Below are 20,845 nucleotides of genomic sequence, written 5' to 3' on the forward strand. Positions count from 1 at the left end.
CTGTGCCTACAGCTTAGCGCCCCGCCACGAAAGTGTGGCGGAGCATTGGGCCTATCATGGATCGACTTTGATCGTGTGGTTGGCGATCAACGTGTTGATGTCGTAGCTCGGCAGGCTGGCGTGGCCCAGATCGATCTGCACATCGGCTTTGGCGGCAACCTGTTGCGTGGTGGTGTCGCCGTTGCTGAACTCGCCTTTGGTGCTGATCAGCAGGGTGGAGCTGCCGTTGTCCGTTACCAGTTTCAGGTAGCTGTCCAGGTTGTTGCTGTGATCCTGCAGCAGGGAGCTGAGGTCGATGGTGTCGCCCTCGGCCACGCTGAAGTCCTTGATCACGTCCTTGCCGAAGTCGCCTTTCTGCCAGACGAAGGTATCGGCACCGGCGCCGCCGAACAGGATGTCGTCACCCGATCCACCGATCAGGAAGTCATTGCCGCCCTGACCATAGAGGATGTCGTTACCGGCACCGCCGTACAGGTGATCCGAGCCACCACGGGTGTCACCTGCCACGTTGAAGGTCTCGTGGTTGGCGCGGATGTAGTCGTACATATCGGCATTGGTCGGCGCGATGCCGTTCTTCAGCTCCAGGAAAACTTCCAGGGCATGGGTGCCTGCGCCGTTATGCAGCTCGGTCGGCTTGGCCGGGTTGCCATTGACTCCCCACGGCAGCGCGTCGGTATTGATGACGTCACCGAAGATGATGTCGTTGCCTTCGCCACCATAGATGGTGTCGCTGCCGACCGAGATCGGAACGTTGGCGTTGGAACCGCCGTGCAGGGCCACGGTGAGCCCGTCAGCGGTATTGACGATATCCGCCTTGCCGACCGGCACCGTGGTGTAGTTGACCTGGGCGATGTTGTCGATCCACATGGTGGCGTTGCTGTTGCCACTGCTCTTGTCTTCGACACTGAATGCTAGGCGGTAGGTGCCGGCACCGACAGCCGAGGTCTCCACGGTCGTCCAGTTACTGTTGGTGAAGCCACCGCCCGTCTGCACATCGACCCAGGTGCCGTTGACCTGCTGTTGCAGCTTCCAGCTCATGGTGTCGGCGTTGCCGGTACTGGTGGTGGTGTAGTTGAACTTCAGGCTGCTGTAGCCACCCTCGTCGATGGTGACGCTCGGCGTGTAGGCTCTGGTGGCGCTGCCGCTGAACGTATCGACGATCCTCAGGGTGCCACCGTTGCTGGTCTGGGTGCTGACCGAGCTGCCGCCACCCGTCCCTTCGGTCGTCCAGGTGTTCAGGTTGTTCCAGCCGGTGGAGCCGCCATTGAAGTTCGCCAGCACCGTCTCCGACGACGCGAGGCGGGTGGTGCCCATGCTCGCGGCGGTGTTGTCGAACAGGCCGAGGTTCTTCTCGCTGACACCGTTGCCGATACCGATGGCGTGAACGGCGGTCTTGCTGGCCAGCACGTTGTAGGTGTCGAGGGAGCCGAGCAGCACTTCATCGTTGGTGGTCGAGCCATTGCCACTGACGGTCGTGGTATTGCCGTTGTAGTAGAAGGTCGGGTCACCGTCGGAGAGGAAGAACGTCAGGTTCTCGTAGCCCGCAGCGGCAGTCTTGCCCGCGGTGCTCTGGGCGTCGAACCAGGCGGATGCCTCCTTGAACGAGCTTTCATAGTTGGTGCCGCCGCTGGCGGTGAGTTTCTGGATTTCCGCCAGCAGATCGTTGAGCTTGGCACCGGACTGGAGTTCGGAAACCTTGTAGTTCAGGGTCACTTCCCCGGCGAAACCGACCAGGGCGATGTTGACCACCCCATCGTGGCCGGCAAGGGTCGTCACGAACTTGGACAGCGCGTCCTTGGTCAGCGTCATGCGGTTGCCCTGCATGCTGCCTGAGGTGTCGACCAGCAAGGCGATGTTGTAGTTAGTCGCCGGTTGGATGGTGGTCAGCGTACCGCCGGTGTCGCCAAGCAGCACGTCGTTGCCGTTGCCGCCGCGAATGGTGTTGTCACCATTGTCGTTGGCGCCGTCGCCAGCCAGGTGGATCACGTCGGCCGGTTTGGTCACCTTCAGGGTGGCGGTGGCGGTGTCCGAGCCGCCCTTGCCGTCACTGATGGTGTACTGGAAGGTAGCGTCACCGTAGAAGCCTTCCTTCGGTGTGAAGATGACGTTGCCGTTGCTCAGGCTGACGGTGCCATTGGTGGCGCTCTGCACGCTGGTAATGGACAGTGCGTCGCCGTTCGGATCGGTGTCGTTGCCGAGCAGGGTGCTGCCGGCGATGGTCAGGCTGTCGCCGGACTCCACCACCAGGCTCGAGGTCGTCGGCACGTGGTAGAGCATGTCCGAGTCGACGACCTTGTAGGTGCCGCCCTGGCCGATTTCGACCTTGAGACGAGCGTCGCTGCCCTGGTCCCAGTAGATGATCTCGATTTGCTGGGCGCCAGCCTGAGCCGCCGTGATGGTGAACGAGTTGCCGGTTAACGTACCGGTCGACTGGTTGTTGTTGAACTCGGCGACCACCTGGCCATTGATGCGGATGCTGTATCCGTCGTCCGCCGTCACCCTGAACTGATAGGTGCCGGCCGCCAGGTTCATGAAGCCGCTCATCTTGATGATGGCGTCGGAGGTGTTGCCCGGGTCAGTCGACAGCGAGTTGGCCTTGGTGCCATTGCCCGTGGTGGTGTTCACACCCAGGAAATTCTGCAGGTTGGTGCCATTGCCCAGACCGGACGCATTGCTCAGGTTGCCGTAATCCAGCGTGGTGGCGTTGAAGGTCGCCGCCGGCGTGTGGCCATCGATGAACTGACGAACCTGGCTGAGGTTGGTCAGGTTGGCGCCGTCGTTGTTCGCTCCGGTGCTCGAATCGTTGTAGCCGTAGTACTCGGCTTTCAGGCCCGTGACCTTGGTGTAGCTGTCGTCCTTGGCATCGGGTGTGCCGTCGATGATGCCGCCGGTTGCAGTTTGCCCGCCGATCTCCAGGCGCACCGTTTCCAGCGGTTCGGCGACCACGTTGTCGGCGAGCGTCTGCACGGTCACCGAGAAGCTGGTAACCCCGGCCGGCACGGTGATCTTCCCGGTGCTGGCGTCATAGGTCACGCCATTGCTGAAGCTCTGCGCGGTCAGCTTGTAATCGACATTCGCGGTCGCGGTACCCGTGGCATTGAAGGACAGCGAAGTCGGCGTCGAGCTGGCATTGCTCAGGGTGACGTTGAAGACCAGGTTGTTGCCTTCGACCACGTTGTCATCAGCGGTGCCGGCCTGGCCGACCTCGATGGTCCTGACCGTTGGTACCGCATCGTTGTCGATGATGGTCGCCGTGCCGCTCTTGCCGCCGACGGTCAGGGTGAAGGTCTCGGTCTGCTCGTAGACGGTGTCGTTGATGGTCGGCACCGTGACGGTGAAGCTGGTCACGCCTGCAGGCACGGTGACGGTTCCGTTCGCCGCGTTGTAGGTGACCCCGTTGCTGAAGCTCTGGTTGCTCAGCGCCGCGTTGTAGTCACTGCCCGCCACAGCCGTGCCAGGGTTCAGCACCAGGCTGAGGGTGGTGGCGGTACTGCTGGCATTGCTCAGGTTGACGGTGAATACGGCGTTGTCGCCTTCATCGACCTGGCCACCCGCGCTGTCGACAGCCGAGCTCACGGTGCTGACGGTCGGTACGGCATCGTTGTCGATGATTGTCGCGGTACCCGTCTTGCCACCTACTGTCAGCGTGAAGTTTTCGGTCGGCTCGTAGACGGTGTCGTTGATGGTGGGAACCGTGACGGTAAAGCTGGATACCCCAGCCGGCACGGTGACCTGACCGGTGATGGCGTTGTACACCACACCGTTGCTGAAGCTCTGATTGTTCAGCGCCGCGTTGTAGTCGCTACCAGCGGTCGCGCTGCCCGGATTCAGCGCGATGCTGAAGGTGGTCGGCGTGCTGCTGGCGTTGGTCAGGTTGACGGTGAAGACCGCGTTGTCACCTTCATCCACCTGGCCGCCCGCACTGTCGACAGCCGAGCTCACGGTGCTGACGGTAGGCGTGGCGTCGTTATCGATGATGGTCGCGATACCGGTTTTGCCACCTACGGTCAGGCTGAAGGTTTCGGTCGGCTCGGCGACTGTGTCGTTGATGGTCGGCACGGTGACGGTGAAGCTGGTCACTCCAGCCGGTACGGTGACGACGCCGGTGGCCGCGTTGTAAGTGACCCCATTGCTGAAGCTCTGGTTGTTCAGCGTGGCGTTGTAATCGAGACCGGCCACGGCCGTGCCAGGGTTGAGCGCCAGGCTGAAGCTGGTGGCGGTACTGCTGGCATTGGTCAGGTTGACGGTGAACACGGCGTTGTCGCCTTCGTCGACCTGGCCACCGGTGCTATCCACCGCGGAGCTGACGGTACTGATCGTCGGTACGGCATCGTTGTCGACGATGGTCGCGGTGCCGGTCTGACCGCCTACGGTCAGGGAGAACGTCTCGGTTGGCTCATAGACGGTGTCGTTGAGGGTCGGCACGGTGACGGTGAAGCTGGTCACCCCAGCCGGCACGGTGACCTGACCAGTCGTGGCGTTGTAGGTCACGCCATTGCTGAAGCTCTGATTGCTCAGCGCCGCGTTGTAGTCGCTACCCGCCACGGCCGTGCCAGGGTTCAACGCCAGGCTGAAGGTGGTCGGCGTGCTGCTGGCGTTGGTGAGGTTGACGGTGAAGACGGCGTTGTCGCCCTCATCGACCTGGCCGCCTGCGCTATCGACAGCGGAGCTCACGGTGCTGACGGTCGGCGCGGCATCGTTGTCGATGATGGTCGCGGTACCGGTCTGGCCGCCCACGGTCAGGCTGAAGGTTTCAGTCGGCTCGCTGACGGTGTCATTGATGGTCGGTACGGTGACCGTGAAGCTGGTGACGCCAGCCGGCACCGTCACGACACCGGTGCTTGCGTTATAGGTCACGCCATTGCTGAAGCTCTGGTTGGTCAGTGTGCCGTTGTAGTCGCTACCCGCCGTCGCGCTACCGGCATTCAGTGCCAGGCTGAAGGTCGTGGCAGTGCTGCTGGCGTTGGTCAGGTTGACGGTGAATACGGCGTTGTCGCCTTCGTCGACCTGGCCACCGGTGCTGTCCACCGCCGCGCTGACGGTGCTGACGGTCGGCACGGCATCGTTGTCGATGATGGTCGCCGTGCCGGTTTTCCCGCCAACAGTCAGGCTGAAGGTTTCGGTCGGCTCGCTGACGGTGTCATTGATGGTCGGTACGGTGACCGTGAAGCTGGTCACTCCTGCCGGCACAGTGATCTGACCCGTGGTGGCGTTGTACGTGACCCCATTGCTGAAGCTCTGGTTGGTCAGCGTACCGTTGTAATCGCTACCCGCCGTCGCAGTACCGGCATTCAGTGCGAGGCTGAACGTGGTCGGCGTGCTGCTGGCGTTGGTGAGGTTGATCGTGAATACAGCGTTATCGCCTTCATCGACCTGGCCGCCTGCGCTATCGACAGCCGAACTGACAGTACTGACCGTCGGCACGGCATCGTTGTCGATGATGGTCGCGGTACCGGTTTTGCCACCCACATTGAGCGTAAAGGTTTCGGTTGGCTCGCTGACGGTGTCATTGATGGTCGCTACCGTGACGGTGAAGCTGGTCACGCCAGCCGGTACGGTGACCTCGCCAGTGGTGGCGTTGTAGGTCACTCCGTTGCTGAAGCTCTGATTGCTCAGGGTGCCGTTGTAATCACTCCCTGCAGTCGCAGTGCCAGGGTTCAGTGCGAGACTGAAGGTGGTCGGCGTGCTACTGGCGTTGGTGAGGTTGACGGTGAATACCGCGTTGTCGCCTTCGTCGACCTGACCACCGGTGCTGTCCACGGCAGCGCTGACGGTGCTGACGGTAGGCGCCGCATCGTTGTCGATGATGGTGGCAGTACCGGTCTGGCCGCCCACGGTCAGGCTGAAGGTTTCAGTCGGCTCGCTGACGGTGTCGTTGATGGTCGGTACGGTAACCGTGAAGCTGGTGACGCCAGCCGGCACCGTCACGACGCCGGTGCTTGCGTTATAGGTCACGCCATTGCTGAAGCTCTGATTGGTCAGTGTGCCGTTGTAATCACTGCCTGCCGTCGCGGTACCGGCATTCAGCGCCAGGCTGAAGGTGGTCGGCGTGCTGCTGGCGTTGGTGAGGTTGACGGTGAACACGGCGTTATCGCCTTCGTCGACCTGACCACCGGTGCTGTCCACGGCAGCGCTGACGGTGCTGACGGTCGGCGCCGCATCGTTGTCGATGATGGTCGCCGTACCGATCTTGCCACCCACATTGAGCGTGAAGGTTTCAGTAGGCTCGCTGACAGTGTCGTTGATGGTTGGCACGGTGACCGTGAAGCTGGTGACACCCGCAGGCACGGTGACCTGGCCAGTAGCGGCGTTGTAGGTGACGCCATTGCTGAAGCTCTGGTTGGTCAGGGCCGCGTTGTAGTCGCTACCTGCTGTGGCAGTACCCGGATTCAGCGAGATGCTGAACGTGGTCGGGGTGCTGCTGGCGTTGGTCAGGTTGACGGTGAATATGGCGTTGTCGCCTTCGTCGACCTGGCCACCGGTGCTGTCCACCGCCGCGCTGACGGTGCTCACAGTCGGCGCCGCATCGTTGTCGATGATGGTCGCAGTGCCGGTTTTCCCGCCAACAGTCAGGCTGAAGTTTTCGGTCGGCTCGCTGACAGTGTCGTTGATGGTCGGAACCGTGACCGTGAAGCTGGTGACACCCGCAGGTACGGTGACCTGGCCTGTAGCGGCGTTGTAGGTCACGCCATTGCTGAGGCTCTGGTTGGTCAGCGTACCGTTGTAATCGCTACCTGCTGTGGCAGTACCTGGATTCAGCGAGATGCTGAGCGTGGTCGGCGTGCTGCTGGCGTTGGTGAGGTTTACGGTGAAGACGGCGTTATCGCCTTCATCCACTTGGCCACCAGTGCTGTCCACGGCAGCGCTGACGGTGCTGACGGTCGGCGCCGCATCGTTGTCGATGATGGTGGCAGTACCGGTCTGGCCGCCCACGGTCAGGCTGAAGGTTTCAGCCGGCTCGCTGACGGTGTCATTGATGGTCGGAACCGTGACCGTGAAGCTGGTGACGCCAGCCGGCACCATCACGACGCCGGTGCTTGCGTTATAGGTCACGCCATTGCTGAAGCTCTGGTTGGTCAGCGTACCGTTGTAATCACTGCCTGCCGTCGCGGTACCGGCATTCAGCGCCAGGCTGAAGGTGGTCGGCGTGCTGCTGGCATTGGTCAGGTTTACGGTGAATACGGCGTTGTCGCCTTCGTCGACCTGGCCACCCGCGCTATCGACAGCGGAGCTCACGGTGCTGACGGTCGGCGCGGCATCGTTGTCGATGATGGTCGCGGTACCGATCTTGCCACCCACATTGAGCGTGAAGGTTTCAGTAGGCTCGCTGACGGTGTCATTGATGGTGGGAACCGTGACGGTGAAGCTGGTGACGCCAGCTGGCACGGTGACCTGGCCGGTGGCGGCGTTGTAGGTCACGCCATTGCTGAAGCTCTGGTTGGTCAGCGTACCGTTGTAGTCGCTACCCGCCGTCGCGGTACCGGCATTTAGCGCCAGGCTGAACGTGGTCGGCGTGCTGCTGGCGTTGGTCAGGTTGACGGTGAATATGGCGTTGTCGCCTTCGTCGACCTGGCCACCGGTGCTGTCCACCGCCGCGCTGACGGTGCTCACAGTCGGCGCCGCATCGTTGTCGATGATGGTCGCAGTGCCGGTTTTCCCGCCAACAGTCAGGCTGAAGTTTTCGGTCGGCTCGCTGACGGTGTCGTTGATGGTTGGCACGGTGACCGTGAAGCTGGTGACACCCGCAGGTACGGTGACCTGGCCTGTAGCGGCGTTGTAGGTGACGCCATTGCTGAAGCTCTGGTTGGTCAGCGTACCGTTGTAGTCGCTACCCGCCGTCGCGGTACCGGCATTCAGTGCAAGACTGAAGGTGGTCGGCGTGCTGCTGGCGTTGGTGAGGTTGACGGTGAATACGGCGTTGTCGCCTTCATCCACTTGGCCACCGGTGCTGTCCACCGCCGCGCTCACAGTGCTGACGGTCGGCGCCGCATCGTTGTCGATGATGGTCGCGGTACCGGTCTGGCCACCTACTGTCAGCGTGAAGTTTTCGCTCGGCTCACTGACGGTATCGTTGATGGTTGGCACGGTGACCGTGAAGCTGGTGACACCCGCAGGCACGGTGACCTGGCCAGTAGCGGCGTTGTAGGTGACCCCGTTGCTGAAGCTCTGGTTGGTCAGGGCTGCGTTGTAATCGCTACCGGCAGTCGCCGTACCCGGGTTGAGGGACAGGTTGAAGGTCGATGCCGTGCTGCTGGCGTTGGTGAGGTTGACGGTGAAGACGGCATTGTCGCCTTCGTCCACCTGGCCACCGGTGCTGTCCACGGCAGCGCTGACTGCGCCGATGCCAGGAGCGACTTCGGTACCGATGATGGTGATGGTGGCGGTGGCGGTTGCAGTACCGCCATAACCATCACCTACGGTGTAGGTGAAGCTCTGGGTCTTGACCTCACCCGATTTGAGGTTGTTGTCATTGGCGGCAAAGTTGAAGCTGCCATCGGCATTGACGGTCAGTACACCCGTTGCCAGCGCGACCTTGCCGTCGGCAGGGACGTCAGCGCCATTGATCTTGATGACCCCGAGCGTCTGGTTGGCCTGGGCATCGCTGTCGTTGTTGAGCAGACCTTTGCCCTGGTCGATGACCAGCGTCTGGCTTTCATTGACCACATAGGCGCTGTTGGCAGAGGCCGGGCCGGACCCGGAAAAACCGGTCAGGAAGTAGTCGGACCCATCACCTGCGCCGTTGGCCGTAGGCAGTGCTTCGAAGCGGATGCTGTCGAACACTTGCGTGCCGGTATTGAGCGAGAAGGTGCCGGAGCCGCCACCGCTGAGCTTGAAGGTGCCACTGGCCACTTCAACGCCCTCGTACATCGCCACCCAACGACCCACTTCGCCACCTTCTTCTGCGGCGATCAGGCGACTTACGCTGAAGTTGGCCTGGTTGAGGTTGCCGCTGAAGTTCAGGGTGATGGATTCGGATTTGCCGGTGGTCGGGTCGTATTCCAGCTGGTCTGGGACCTGATTGACCACGGCGCGTGGCGAGCCTGCGACGCCCAGAGCGTTCTGGTTGCCGTCGACGGTCAGTTGCAGCAGGTTGGCGTTGTCGCCATTGCCATCTCGTGCCTGGATTACCGTCTTCTGATTGTTACTGTCGTTCTGCGCCCAGTTGTTGGTGGCTGAACCCCCACCCAGGTCACCGATCGTCACGGTGTAAGGGCTGCCGACAGGGTCGTCGACGGCCACTGGATTACTGTTCACCAGAGCCTGGTCGCTGCCCTTGCCGGACGTGTTGCCGAACTGATCCTGCAGCGTTGCCTCGACGGTGATGGTCTTGCCTTCACCTGGGTTGGCGAAGGTGGTGTCGACATGACCCGTGGTGATTTGCGCCGCAGTCAGTGTGAAGGTATTGATGGTCGTGCCATCGGTGACACTGATGATATCGCCGGCCACGGAGCCGGCTGGCAAGCCGACTCGTACATCGATCGCACCGCTGAGCTCGTTCTGACCGATCACCCCGTCGTTGTTGATGTCTTCACGAATTTCTACGGTTGGAGCCGCACCTGTGGCACCTGCCAGCGTATCGACGCGGGCGCTGTCGGTTCCCTTGTTCGACGTGTTGCCGAACTGGTCACGCAGGGTGGCTTCGACGGTGAGGGTATTGCCTTCGCCCGGGTTGGCGAAGGTAGTCGTGACGAAGCCTGCAGTGATTTGCGCTGCAGTCAGAGTAATGGTCTGCGGCGTAGTGCCGTTGGTGATCACCAGCGTATCGCCAGTCACTGCACCAGCTGGCAGACCTACGCGTACGTCGATCTCTCCATTGAGCTCGGACTTGCTGATCACGCCGTCGTTGTTGGCGTCTTCGGTGATGGTGACGACCGGAGCAGCACCCGTGGTGCCGGCCAGGGTGTCGACCTTGGCGGTGTCGGTACCTTTTTCGGAGGTGTTGCCGAACTGGTCGCGCAGGGTGGCCTCGACGGTGATGCTGTTGCCTTCGCCTGGGTTGGCGAAGGTAGTCGTGACGAAGCCCGCAGTGATTTGTGCAGCCGTGAGCGTGATGGTTTGCGGGGTGGTGCCGTTGGTGATCACCAGCGTATCGCCAGCCACTGCACCGGCTGGCAGACCTACGCGTACGTCGATGTCTCCGTTGAGTTCAGCCTTGCTGATCACGCCGTCGTTGTTGGTGTCTTCGGTGATGGTGACGACCGGAGCAGCACCCGTGGTGCCGGCCAGGGTGTCGACCTTGGCGGTGTCGGTACCTTTCTCGGAGGTGTTGCCGAACTGGTCACGCAGGGTGGCCTCGACGGTCAGCGTGTTGCCTTCGCCCGGGTTGGCGAAGGTGGTTGTCACGAAGCCTGCAGTGATTTGCGCAGCCGTGAGCGTGATGGTCTGCGGCGTAGTGCCGTTGGTGATCACCAGCGTATCGCCAGCCACTGCACCGGCTGGCAGGCCTACGCGTACGTCAATATCTCCGTTGAGTTCAGCCTTGCTGATCACGCCGTCGTTGTTGGCGTCTTCGGTGATGGTGACGACTGGAGCAGCACCGGTGGTGCCGGCCAGGGTGTCGACCTTGGCGGTGTCGGTACCTTTCTCGGAGGTGTTGCCGAACTGGTCACGCAGGGTAGCTTCGACGGTGAGGGTGTTGCCTTCACCCGGGTTGGCGAAGGTAGTTGTGACGAAGCCTGCGGTGATTTGTGCTGCAGTCAGGGTAATGGTCTGCGGCGTGGTGCCGTTGGTGATGACCAGCGTGTCGCCAGCCACCGCACCAGCTGGCAGGCCTACGCGTACGTCGATCTCTCCGTTGAGTTCAGCCTTGCTGATCACGCCGTCGTTGTTGGCGTCTTCGGTGATGGTGACGACCGGAGCAGCACCCGTGGTGCCGGCCAGGGTGTCGACCTTGGCGGTGTCGGTACCTTTTTCGGAGGTGTTGCCGAACTGGTCACGCAGGGTAGCTTCGACGGTGATGCTGTTGCCTTCGCCCGGGTTGGCGAAGGTAGTTGTGACGAAGCCTGCGGTGATTTGTGCTGCAGTCAGGGTAATGGTCTGCGGCGTGGTGCCGTTGGTGATGACCAGCGTGTCGCCAGCCACCGCACCAGCTGGCAGGCCTACGCGTACGTCGATCTCTCCGTTGAGTTCAGCCTTGCTGATCACGCCGTCGTTGTTGGCGTCTTCGGTGATGGTGACGACCGGAGCAGCACCCGTGGTGCCGGCCAGGGTGTCGACCTTGGCGGTGTCGGTACCTTTTTCGGAGGTGTTGCCGAACTGGTCACGCAGGGTAGCTTCGACGGTGATGCTGTTGCCTTCGCCCGGGTTGGCGAAGGTGGTTGTCACGAAGCCTGCGGTGATTTGCGCTGCAGTCAGGGTAATGGTCTGCGGCGTCGTGCCGTTGGTGATCACCAGCGTATCGCCAGCCACTGCACCAGCCGGCAGGCCTACGCGTACGTCGATCTCTCCATTGAGCTCGGACTTGCTGATCACGCCGTCGTTGTTGGCGTCTTCGGTGATGGTGACGACTGGGGCCGCGCCGGTGTCGCCGGCAAGGGTGTCGATAGCGCCGTTGTCGGTAGCGCTGCCAGTATTGCCAGCTGGATCCGTAACCTGAGCATCAACGGTGTACGGGCCTTCAGCCAGTGTCTGCGGTACATCGACGGTGTAGCCGCCGCCAGCCAGAACCGGCGTGGTGAAGGTAAAGCTCGTGCCGTTCTGGGTAACGGTCAGGGTGACGATGCTGCCCACCGGCGCATCGGTCGTACCGGTAATGGTCGGGGTGGTGTCGTTGCTAATCGCCGGAGCATCGACGCTGATGGTCGGTGCGGTGGTGTCGACGCTATAGCCTTCGGTATCGGAGGCGGTGCCAACGTTGCCGGCGGCATCTGTAGTGCTGATGCTGGCGGTAATGGTCTGGCCAGCGTCGGCGACCAGGTCGGCGCCCGGCACATTGATGCTGAAGCCCAGAGTGCCGTTGGTGTTGGTGACCAGACCGGTGAAGGTCTTGCCATTGACGGTCAGGGTGACGGTGTCGCCAACCTTGGCGTCGCCGCCGACGGTGCCGGTAACCGGAATCTGCTGACCGGCCTCGGTACTGTTGATCACGTCATCGGCAGTGATGTTGGCATCGAGAGTGATGGTGGGCACTGGAGCAGTGGTGTCGACGCTATAGCCTTCGGTATCGGAGGCGGTGCCGACGTTACCGGCAGCATCGGTGGTGCTGATGCTGGCGGTGATGGTCTGGCCAGCGTCGGCAACCAGGTCGGCGCCTGGAACATTGATACTGAAGCCCAGAGTGCCGTTGGTGTTGCTCACCAGGCCAGTGAAGGTCTTGCCATTGACGGTCAGGGTGACGGTGTCACCAACCTTGGCGTCGCCGCCGACGGTGCCGGTGACCGGGATCAACTGACCGGCCTCGGTGCTGTTGATCACGTCATCAGCGGTGATGTTGGCGTCGAGGGTGATGGTCGGCACTGGAGCAGTGTTGTCGACGCTATAGCCTTCGGTGTCGGAGGCGGTGCCGACGTTGCCGGCAGCATCGGTGGTGCTGATGCTGGCATCGACGGTGCGGTCGCTATCAGCCGCCAATTCGGCGCCTGGGACATTGATGCTGAAGCCCAGAGTGCCGTTGGTGTTGGTGACCAGACCGGTGAAGGTCTTGCCATTGACGGTCAGGGTGACGGTGTCACCAACCTTGGCGTCGCCGCCGACGGTGCCGGTAACCGGGATCTGCTGACCGGCTTCGGTGCTGTTGATCACGTCATCGGCGGTGATGTTGGCATCGAGTGTGATGGTCGGCACTGGAGCAGTGGTGTCGACGCTATAGCCTTCGGTATCGGAGGCGGTGCCGACGTTGCCGGCAGCATCGGTGGTGCTGATGCTGGCGGTGATGGTCTGGCCAGCGTCGGCCACCAGGTCGGCGCCTGGAACATTGATGCTGAAGCCCAGAGTGCCGTTGGTGTTGGTGACCAGACCGGTAAAGGTCTTGCCATTGACGGTCAGGGTAACGGTGTCACCAACCTTGGCGTCGCCGCCAACGGTGCCGGTAACCGGGATCTGCTGACCGGCTTCGGTGCTGTTGATCACGTCATCGGCGGTGATGTTGGCATCGAGAGTGATGGTGGGCACTGGAGCAGTGGTGTCGACGCTATAGCCTTCGGTGTCGGAGGCGGTGCCAACGTTGCCGGCAGCATCGGTGGTGCTGATGCTCGCATCGATGGTGCGGTCGCTATCAGCCGCCAAGTCGGCGCCCGGCACATTGATGCTGAAGCCCAAGGTCCCATTGGTGTTGGTGACCAGACCGGTAAAGGTCTTGCCATTGACGGTCAGGGTAACGGTGTCACCAACCTTGGCGTCGCCGCCGACGGTGCCGGTAACCGGAATCTGCTGACCGGCCTCGGTGCTGTTGATCACGTCATCGGCAGTGATGTTGGCATCGAGAGTGATGGTGGGCACTGGAGCAGTGGTGTCGACGCTATAGCCTTCAGTGTCGGAGGCGGTGCCGACGTTACCGGCTGCATCGGTGGTGCTGATGCTGGCGGTAATGGTCTGGCCAGCGTCGGCAACCAGGTCGGCGCCTGGAACATTGATGCTAAAGCCCAGAGTGCCGTTGGTATTGGTGACCAGGCCGGTGAAGTTCTTGCCATTGACGGTCAGGGTAACGGTGTCACCAACCTTGGCGTCGCCGCCAACGGTGCCGGTAACCGGAATCTGCTGACCGGCTTCGGTGCTGTTGATCACGTCATCAGCGGTGATGTTGGCGTCGAGGGTGATGGTTGGCACTGGAGCAGTGGTGTCGACGCTATAGCCTTCGGTATCGGAGGCGGTGCCAACGTTGCCGGCGGCATCGGTGGTGCTGATGCTGGCGGTAATGGTCTGGCCAGCGTCGGCGACCAAGTCGGCGCCTGGGACATTGATGCTGAAGGTTTTGTCAGCCAGAACCAACCCAGTGAAGGTCTTGCCATTGACGGTCAGGGTAACGGTGTCACCACCCTTGGCGTCGCCGCCAACGGTGCCGGTGACCGGAATCTGCTGACCGGCCTCGGTGCTGTTGATCACGTCATCAGCGGTGATATTGGCATCGAGGGTGATGGTCGGCACTGGAGCAGTGGTGTCGACACTATAGCCTTCGGTGTCGGAGGCGGTGCCGACGTTACCGGCAGCATCGGTGGTGCTGATGCTGGCGGTAATGGTCTGGCCAGCGTCGGCAACCAAGTCGGCGCCTGGAACATTGATACTGAAGCCCAGAGTGCCGTTGGTGTTGCTCACCAGGCCAGTGAAGGTCTTGCCATTGACGGTCAAGGTGACGGTGTCACCAACCTTGGCGTCGCCGCCGACGGTGCCGGTAACCGGAATCTGCTGACCGGCTTCGGTGCTGTTGATCACGTCATCGGCAGTGATATTGGCATCGAGAGTGATGGTTGGCACTGGAGCAGTGGTGTCGACGCTATAGCCTTCAGTGTCGGAGGCGGTGCCAACGTTGCCGGCTGCATCTGTAGTGCTGATGCTGGCAGTGATGGTCTGGCCAGCGTCGGCGACCAAGTCGGCGCCTGGAACATTGATGCTGAAGCCCAGAGTGCCGTTGGTGTTGGTGACCAGACCGGTAAAGGTCTTGCCATTGACGGTCAGGGTAACGGTGTCACCAACCTTGGCGTCGCCGCCAACGGTGCCGGTGACCGGAATCTGCTGACCGGCCTCGGTGCTGTTGATCACGTCATCGGCGGTGATGTTGGCATCGAGAGTGATGGTCGGCACTGGAGCTGTAACGTCGATAGCACCGCTGTCAGTGGCCGAACCGATGTTGCCAGCCGGATCCGAGACCTGAGCGACGACGGTGTATGGACCTTCGGCCAATGCTTGCGGCACATCGACGGTATAGGTGCTGCCAGCCAGAACCGGCGTAGTCACGGTAATGACGGTGCTGCCCTGTGTAATGGTCAGGGTGACGGTGCTGCCCACTGGCGCATCGGTTGTGCCGGTGATGGTAGGTGTCGTGTCGTTGGTGATTGCAGGGGCATCGACTGTGATGCTCGGGGCTGTGGTGTCGATGGCACCGCTATCGGTAGCGCTGCCGGTGTTGCCCGCAGCATCCGTGACCTCTGCGTCGACGCTATAAGGGCCTTCACTCAACGCTTGTGGCACGTCCACGCTGTAAGTGCCGCCAGCCAGCACGGGAGTGGTCACGTTGAAGACGGTAGTACCCTGAGTGATTGTCAGAGTCACGGTGCTGCCCACCGGCGCGTCGGTCGTGCCGGTGATGGTTGGCGTCGTGTCGTTGGTGGTTGCTGGTGCATCCACGGTGATTGCCGGGGCAGTGGTATTGATTGCTCCGGTGTCGGTCGCCGTACCGGTATTGCCAGCCGGATCAGTGACCTGAGCGCCAACGGTATACGGGCCCTCAGCCAATGCCTGCGGCACATCGACGGTATAAGTGCCACCAGCCAGAACCGGCGTGGTCACGGTAATGACGTTGGTGCCTTGAGTAATGGTCAGAGTAACGGTGCTACCCACTGGCGCATCGGTTGTGCCAGAGATAGTTGGAGTGGTGTCATTGCTGACAGCCGGCGCATCAACGGTAATCGCAGGAGCGGTAGTGTCGATTGCACCGCTATCGGTAGCGGTACCGGTATTGCCAGCCGGATCGGTAACTTGAGCGCCAACGGTATACGGGCCCTCAGCCAATGCCTGCGGCACATCAACGGTATAGGTGCCACCAGTCAGAACGGGCGTGGTCACGGTAATAACGTTGGTGCCCTGGGTGATCGTCAGCGTGACAGTGCTACCAACCGGAGCATCGGTTGTACCGGTAATGGTCGGCGTCGTGTCATTGCTGACAGCTGGAGCATCAACGGTAATCGCCGGAGCAGTGGTGTCGATTGCACCGCTATCGGTCGCGGTACCGGTATTGCCTGCTGGATCAGTAACTTGAGCACCAACGGTGTACGGGCCCTCAGCCAGTGCCTGCGGCACATCAACGGTGTAGGTGCCACCAGCCAACACCGGCGTGGTCACGGTAATGACGTTGGTGCCTTGGGTAATGGTCAGCGTGACAGTGCTGCCAACCGGCGCATCGGTGGTGCCGGAGATGGTCGGGGTTGTGTCGTTGGTAATCGCAGGGGCATCAACGGTGATGGTCGGCGGCGTCGTGTCGATTGCACCGCTATCGGTAGCCGAACCAGTATTGCCAGCTGGATCGGTAACTTGAGCGCCAACGGTGTAAGGGCCTTCAGCCAACGCTTGCGGTACATCGACGGTATAGGTGCCACCAGCCAGAACCGGGGTGGTCAGGGTAATGACGGTAGTGCCCTGGGTGATCGTCAGCGTGACAGTGCTACCAACCGGAGCATCGGTTGTACCGGTAATGGTCGGCGTAGTGTCATTGCTGACAGCCGGCGCATCGACGGTAATCGCCGGAGCAGTGGTGTCGATGGCACCGCTATCGGTCGCGGTACCGGTATTGCCTGCTGGATCAGTGACCTGAGCGCCAACGGTGTACGGGCCCTCGGCCAGTGCCTGCGGCACATCAACGGTATAGGTGCCACCAGCCAGAACCGGGGTAGTCACGGTAATGACGGTGCTGCCTTGGGTGATCGTCAGCGTGACAGTGCTGCCAACCGGCGCATCGGTTGTGCCGGTAATGGTCGGGGTGGTGTCGTTGGTAATCGCCGGCGCATCAACGGTAATTGCCGGAGCAGTGGTATCGATTGCACCGCTATCGGTAGCGGAACCAGTGTTGCCAGCCGGATCAGTGACCTGAGCGCCAACGGTATACGGGCCCTCAGCCAATGCCTGCGGCACATCAACGGTATAGGTGCCACCAGCCAGAACCGGGGTAGTCACGGTAATGACATTGGTGCCCTGAGTAATCGTCAGTGTGACAGTGCTACCAACCGGCGCATCGGTGGTGCCGGATATGGTCGGCGTAGTGTCATTGCTGACAGCCGGCGCATCGACAGTAATTGCCGGAGCAGTGGTATCGATTGCACCGCTATCGGTCGCGGTACCGGTATTGCCTGCTGGATCAGTGACCTGAGCGCCAACGGTGTACGGGCCCTCGGCCAGTGCCTGCGGCACATCAACGGTATAGGTGCCACCAGCCAGAACCGGGGTAGTCACGGTAATGACGGTGCTGCCTTGGGTGATCGTCAGCGTGACAGTGCTGCCAACCGGCGCATCGGTTGTGCCGGTAATGGTCGGGGTGGTGTCGTTGGTAATCGCCGGCGCATCAACGGTAATTGCCGGAGCAGTGGTATCGATTGCACCGCTATCGGTAGCGGAACCAGTGTTGCCAGCCGGATCAGTGACCTGAGCGCCAACGGTATACGGGCCCTCAGCCAATGCCTGCGGCACATCAACGGTATAGGTGCCACCAGCCAGAACCGGGGTAGTCACGGTGATGACGGTGCTGCCTTGGGTGATCGTCAGCGTGACAGTGCTGCCAGCCGGCGCATCGGTGGTGCCGGAGATGGTCGGGGTGGTGTCGTTACTGACAGCAGGCGCATCGACGGTAATCGCAGGAGCAGTGGTGTCGATGGCACCAGAGTCGGTAGCCGAACCTGTGTTGCCAGCCGGATCGGTAACTTGAGCGCCAACGGTGTAAGGGCCTTCAGCCAATGCTTGCGGTACATCGACAGTATAAGTGCCACCAGCCAGAACGGGCGTGGTCACGGTAATGACGGTAGTGCCCTGAGTAATCGTCAGGGTGACAATGCTGCCAACCGGCGCATCGGTGGTGCCGGAGATGGTCGGGGTGGTGTCGTTACTGACAGCAGGCGCATCGACGGTAATCGCAGGAGCAGTGGTATCTATTGCACCGCTATCGGTAGCTGAACCTGTGTTGCCTGCTGGATCGGTAACTTGAGCGCCAACGGTATACGGGCCCTCAGCCAATGCCTGCGGCACATCAACGGTATAAGTGCCACCAGCCAGAACCGGGGTAGTAACGGTAATGACATTGGTGCCCTGAGTGATTGTCAGAGTCACGGTGCTGCCGACCGGCGCATCGGTGGTGCCGGAGATGGTCGGCGTAGTGTCATTACTGACAGCCGGCGCATCGACGGTAATCGCAGGAGCGGTTGTATCGATAGCGCCAGAGTCGGTAGCCGAACCTGTGTTGCCAGCCGGATCAGTGACCTGAGCACCAACGGTGTAAGGACCTTCAGCCAATGCCTGCGGTACATCGACGGTATAAGTGCCGCCAGCCAGAACCGGGGTAGTCACGATAATGACGGTGCTGCCTTGGGTTATCGTCAACGTTACGTTGCTGCCAACCGGTGCATCTGTCGTGCCGGTGATGGTCGGTGTGGTATCGCTGGTGACCGCCGGTGCATTGACGGTAATCACAGGCGCGGTGGTGTCCACGGTGTACGGACGATCGGCTGTAGCGGTGCCTGTATTGCCTGCAGCATCCACGCTGCTGAGCGTGGCGGTAATGCTGCTGAAGCCGCGCAGGTCGCCTGTGCCGACCGCAATGCTGAAGCCAAGGGTGCCGTTGCCGAGATCAATGACGGAACCGCTGTAGAGATTGCCGCCCACGTTCAGAGTGATCGAATCACCGACGTTCGCTTCGCCGCCGACCGTGCCAGTCACCACGATCGTGGCCCCGCCCAGTTCCGCGCTGTTGAGCAGATCGTCACCGCTGATCGGATCGATGCTGATGGTGACGACCGGGGCGGTGGTGTCCGAGCCATCCGCCGTGGTTGCAGCGGTGTTGGCAAAGATGGCCGGGTCGTTGTCTTCGATGAGATTGGAACCCGGCGTGCCTGGACCAGCAGTCTCGAAACCGATCGTCGGATCGACGCGCTGCGCGGTTTCACTCAGCATGACCGTGCTATGGCCACCACCAGCACTACCACCGCCGCCGCCTGCGCCGGGACCTGCTGCGGTTGGTTCCAGCTCGGTGGTCGGGTCGAAGCCGGCAGCCAGCGCCTGTTCGAGTTCGCTGTTCGCCGCCTGGCTTGCGCTATCGGCAACGTCCTGCGTTTCAGGGTTACCGGCTTGCCAGGAGCTGTTGGCGCCCAGCTTGACGACTTCGCCGTCTGCCAGCTCAAGAGTAACGGAGCCGCCATCCGCGATGGTGACTTGCTCACCCGCGAAGACGCGGTCGCCTTCGAAGACCTGGCGTCTGAACCCGTCAACCGACATGACGAATACCTGGCCAATCAACGATTTGATGACAGCGGCGAAATTACTCATAAAACAGCTCCATGCGCGCACGCGCGAGGTAATCCTGTGAAATACGTCTATACCGGTTATAGCGGATATTGCAAAAAACGGATCGTCATATAATTGGCGGGTATTTATAATTGAATCAATTTCGCCAGACTATTGACCCTTTGGGTCTGATCATAAACAATCGCACGCGGTGATGTCACTTTGATATTTTCAGATTTTTGACGCGCCGTGAATCACTGTAAACCAAGCGGCAATGATAGGCTGTCGGCTGGTCATGCAGCGACTTGATATTTACCGACAAGCTGTCGGCTTTTATAGGGAATTCACAGATCATGCGTTTCATTGCCATTCTTCCTCTTGCCCTCGCGATTTCCGTTTCTGCCCAGGGGCAGACGCTCACCGAGGCCATGCAGAATGCACTCAACGTGCATCCTGAAATCCAGTCGGGCATCAACGCCCGGATGGCGGTCGAAGAGGAAATGAAGGCTGCCAAGGCCGGTTACCTGCCGCGGGTCGAACTGCAGGCCGGATATGGTCGCGAAGGCACCGACAACAACAGTACCCGTGGCGTCGATGATCGCGGCTATCGCACGCTCAACCGTTCCGAATCCAGCCTGACCGTCCAGCAGATGCTGTTCGACGGTTTCGCCACCCGAGGCGAAGTGGCTCGCCAGCGTGCGACCGTCAACGCCCGCGCCTATGCATTGTTGGCGAATTCCGAGCGCACCGCGCTGGAAGTGGCTCAGGTCTATCTCGAGGTACTGCAGCGTCAGGATCTGTTGCGCCTTGCAGAAGAGAACCTGCGCAGCCATGAACGCATCTACGATCAGATCTCCTTGCGCAGTGAGCGTGGGGTAGGGCGCATGGCCGACCTGGATCAGGCTGAAGCCCGCCTTGCCCAGGCGCGCAACAACCTGCTCACCGAACAGACCAATCTGGCCGATGCTCAGGTCACCTACCTCAGTGTCGTGGGGCGCGAAGCTACCGATTTGAGCATGCCTGACAGCATGGGTGTGTATCTGCCCGAAAGCCTGACTGCCGCCCGTGACGAATTGATGGCCAACAACCCCAACATCAGCTCCGCCGAGGCCGATGTGAAGGCGACCGAGGCGCAGTACCAGACGGCCAAGTCTTCGTATTACCCGCGCTTCGATGCGGAGCTGTCCACCGGGGCCAATCACAACGTCGATGGCGTCGAGGGGCAGAGCAACGAATGGCAGGCGATGGTGCGCATGCGCTACAACCTGTACGCCGGTGGCAGCGACAGCGCCAACATACGTTCCAAGGCCTACCTGAGCAACCAGGCGATGGATATCCGCAACAACGCATTGCGGGTGCTCAACGAAGAGGTCGGTCTGGCCTGGAACGCGTTGCAGAATGCCCGTGCGCAGTTACCGATCGCCCAGCAGTACGTCGATCACAGTTCCCGCGTGCGTGATTCCTATCAGAAGCAGTTCGGCCTGGGCGAGCGCACCCTGCTCGATCTGCTGGACAGCGAGAACGAGTACTTCACAGCCGCTCGTCGCCTGGAAGAAGTGCGTTTCACCGAGCTGTTCACCCACTACCGCATCAAGGCAACCGCCGGCACGCTGCTCAAGAGCCAGGGCATCGCGGCGCCGGTCGCCTCGGTACCGCTGGATGTCATCAAGGCCGATGTGCAACTGCCCAAGTTGAACTAGAGTCAGGTTTT

The 20,845-nt window shown here is 61.3% G+C and carries 2 protein-coding genes; one reads left to right on the top strand and one right to left on the bottom strand.

The window, feature by feature from the left end:
• Window positions 1-54 precede the first annotated feature (54 nt).
• Window positions 55-19,176: an Ig-like domain-containing protein gene (locus FHR27_RS01455; protein WP_179537581.1), complete on the bottom strand. Its 19,122-nt coding sequence runs from the start codon at window positions 19,174-19,176 to the stop codon at window positions 55-57.
• A 311-nt stretch (window positions 19,177-19,487) separates the two neighbouring features.
• On the opposite strand from FHR27_RS01455, the gene FHR27_RS01460 reads away from it, so the two are divergent.
• A complete protein-coding gene (locus FHR27_RS01460) occupies window positions 19,488-20,834 on the top strand; it encodes a TolC family outer membrane protein (RefSeq protein ID WP_179537582.1) in 1,347 nt (448 codons plus the stop codon).
• Window positions 20,835-20,845: the final 11 nt, after the last annotated feature.

This window comes from Pseudomonas flavescens, assembly GCF_013408425.1.
Classification (GTDB): Bacteria; Pseudomonadota; Gammaproteobacteria; order Pseudomonadales; family Pseudomonadaceae; genus Aquipseudomonas; species Aquipseudomonas fulva_A.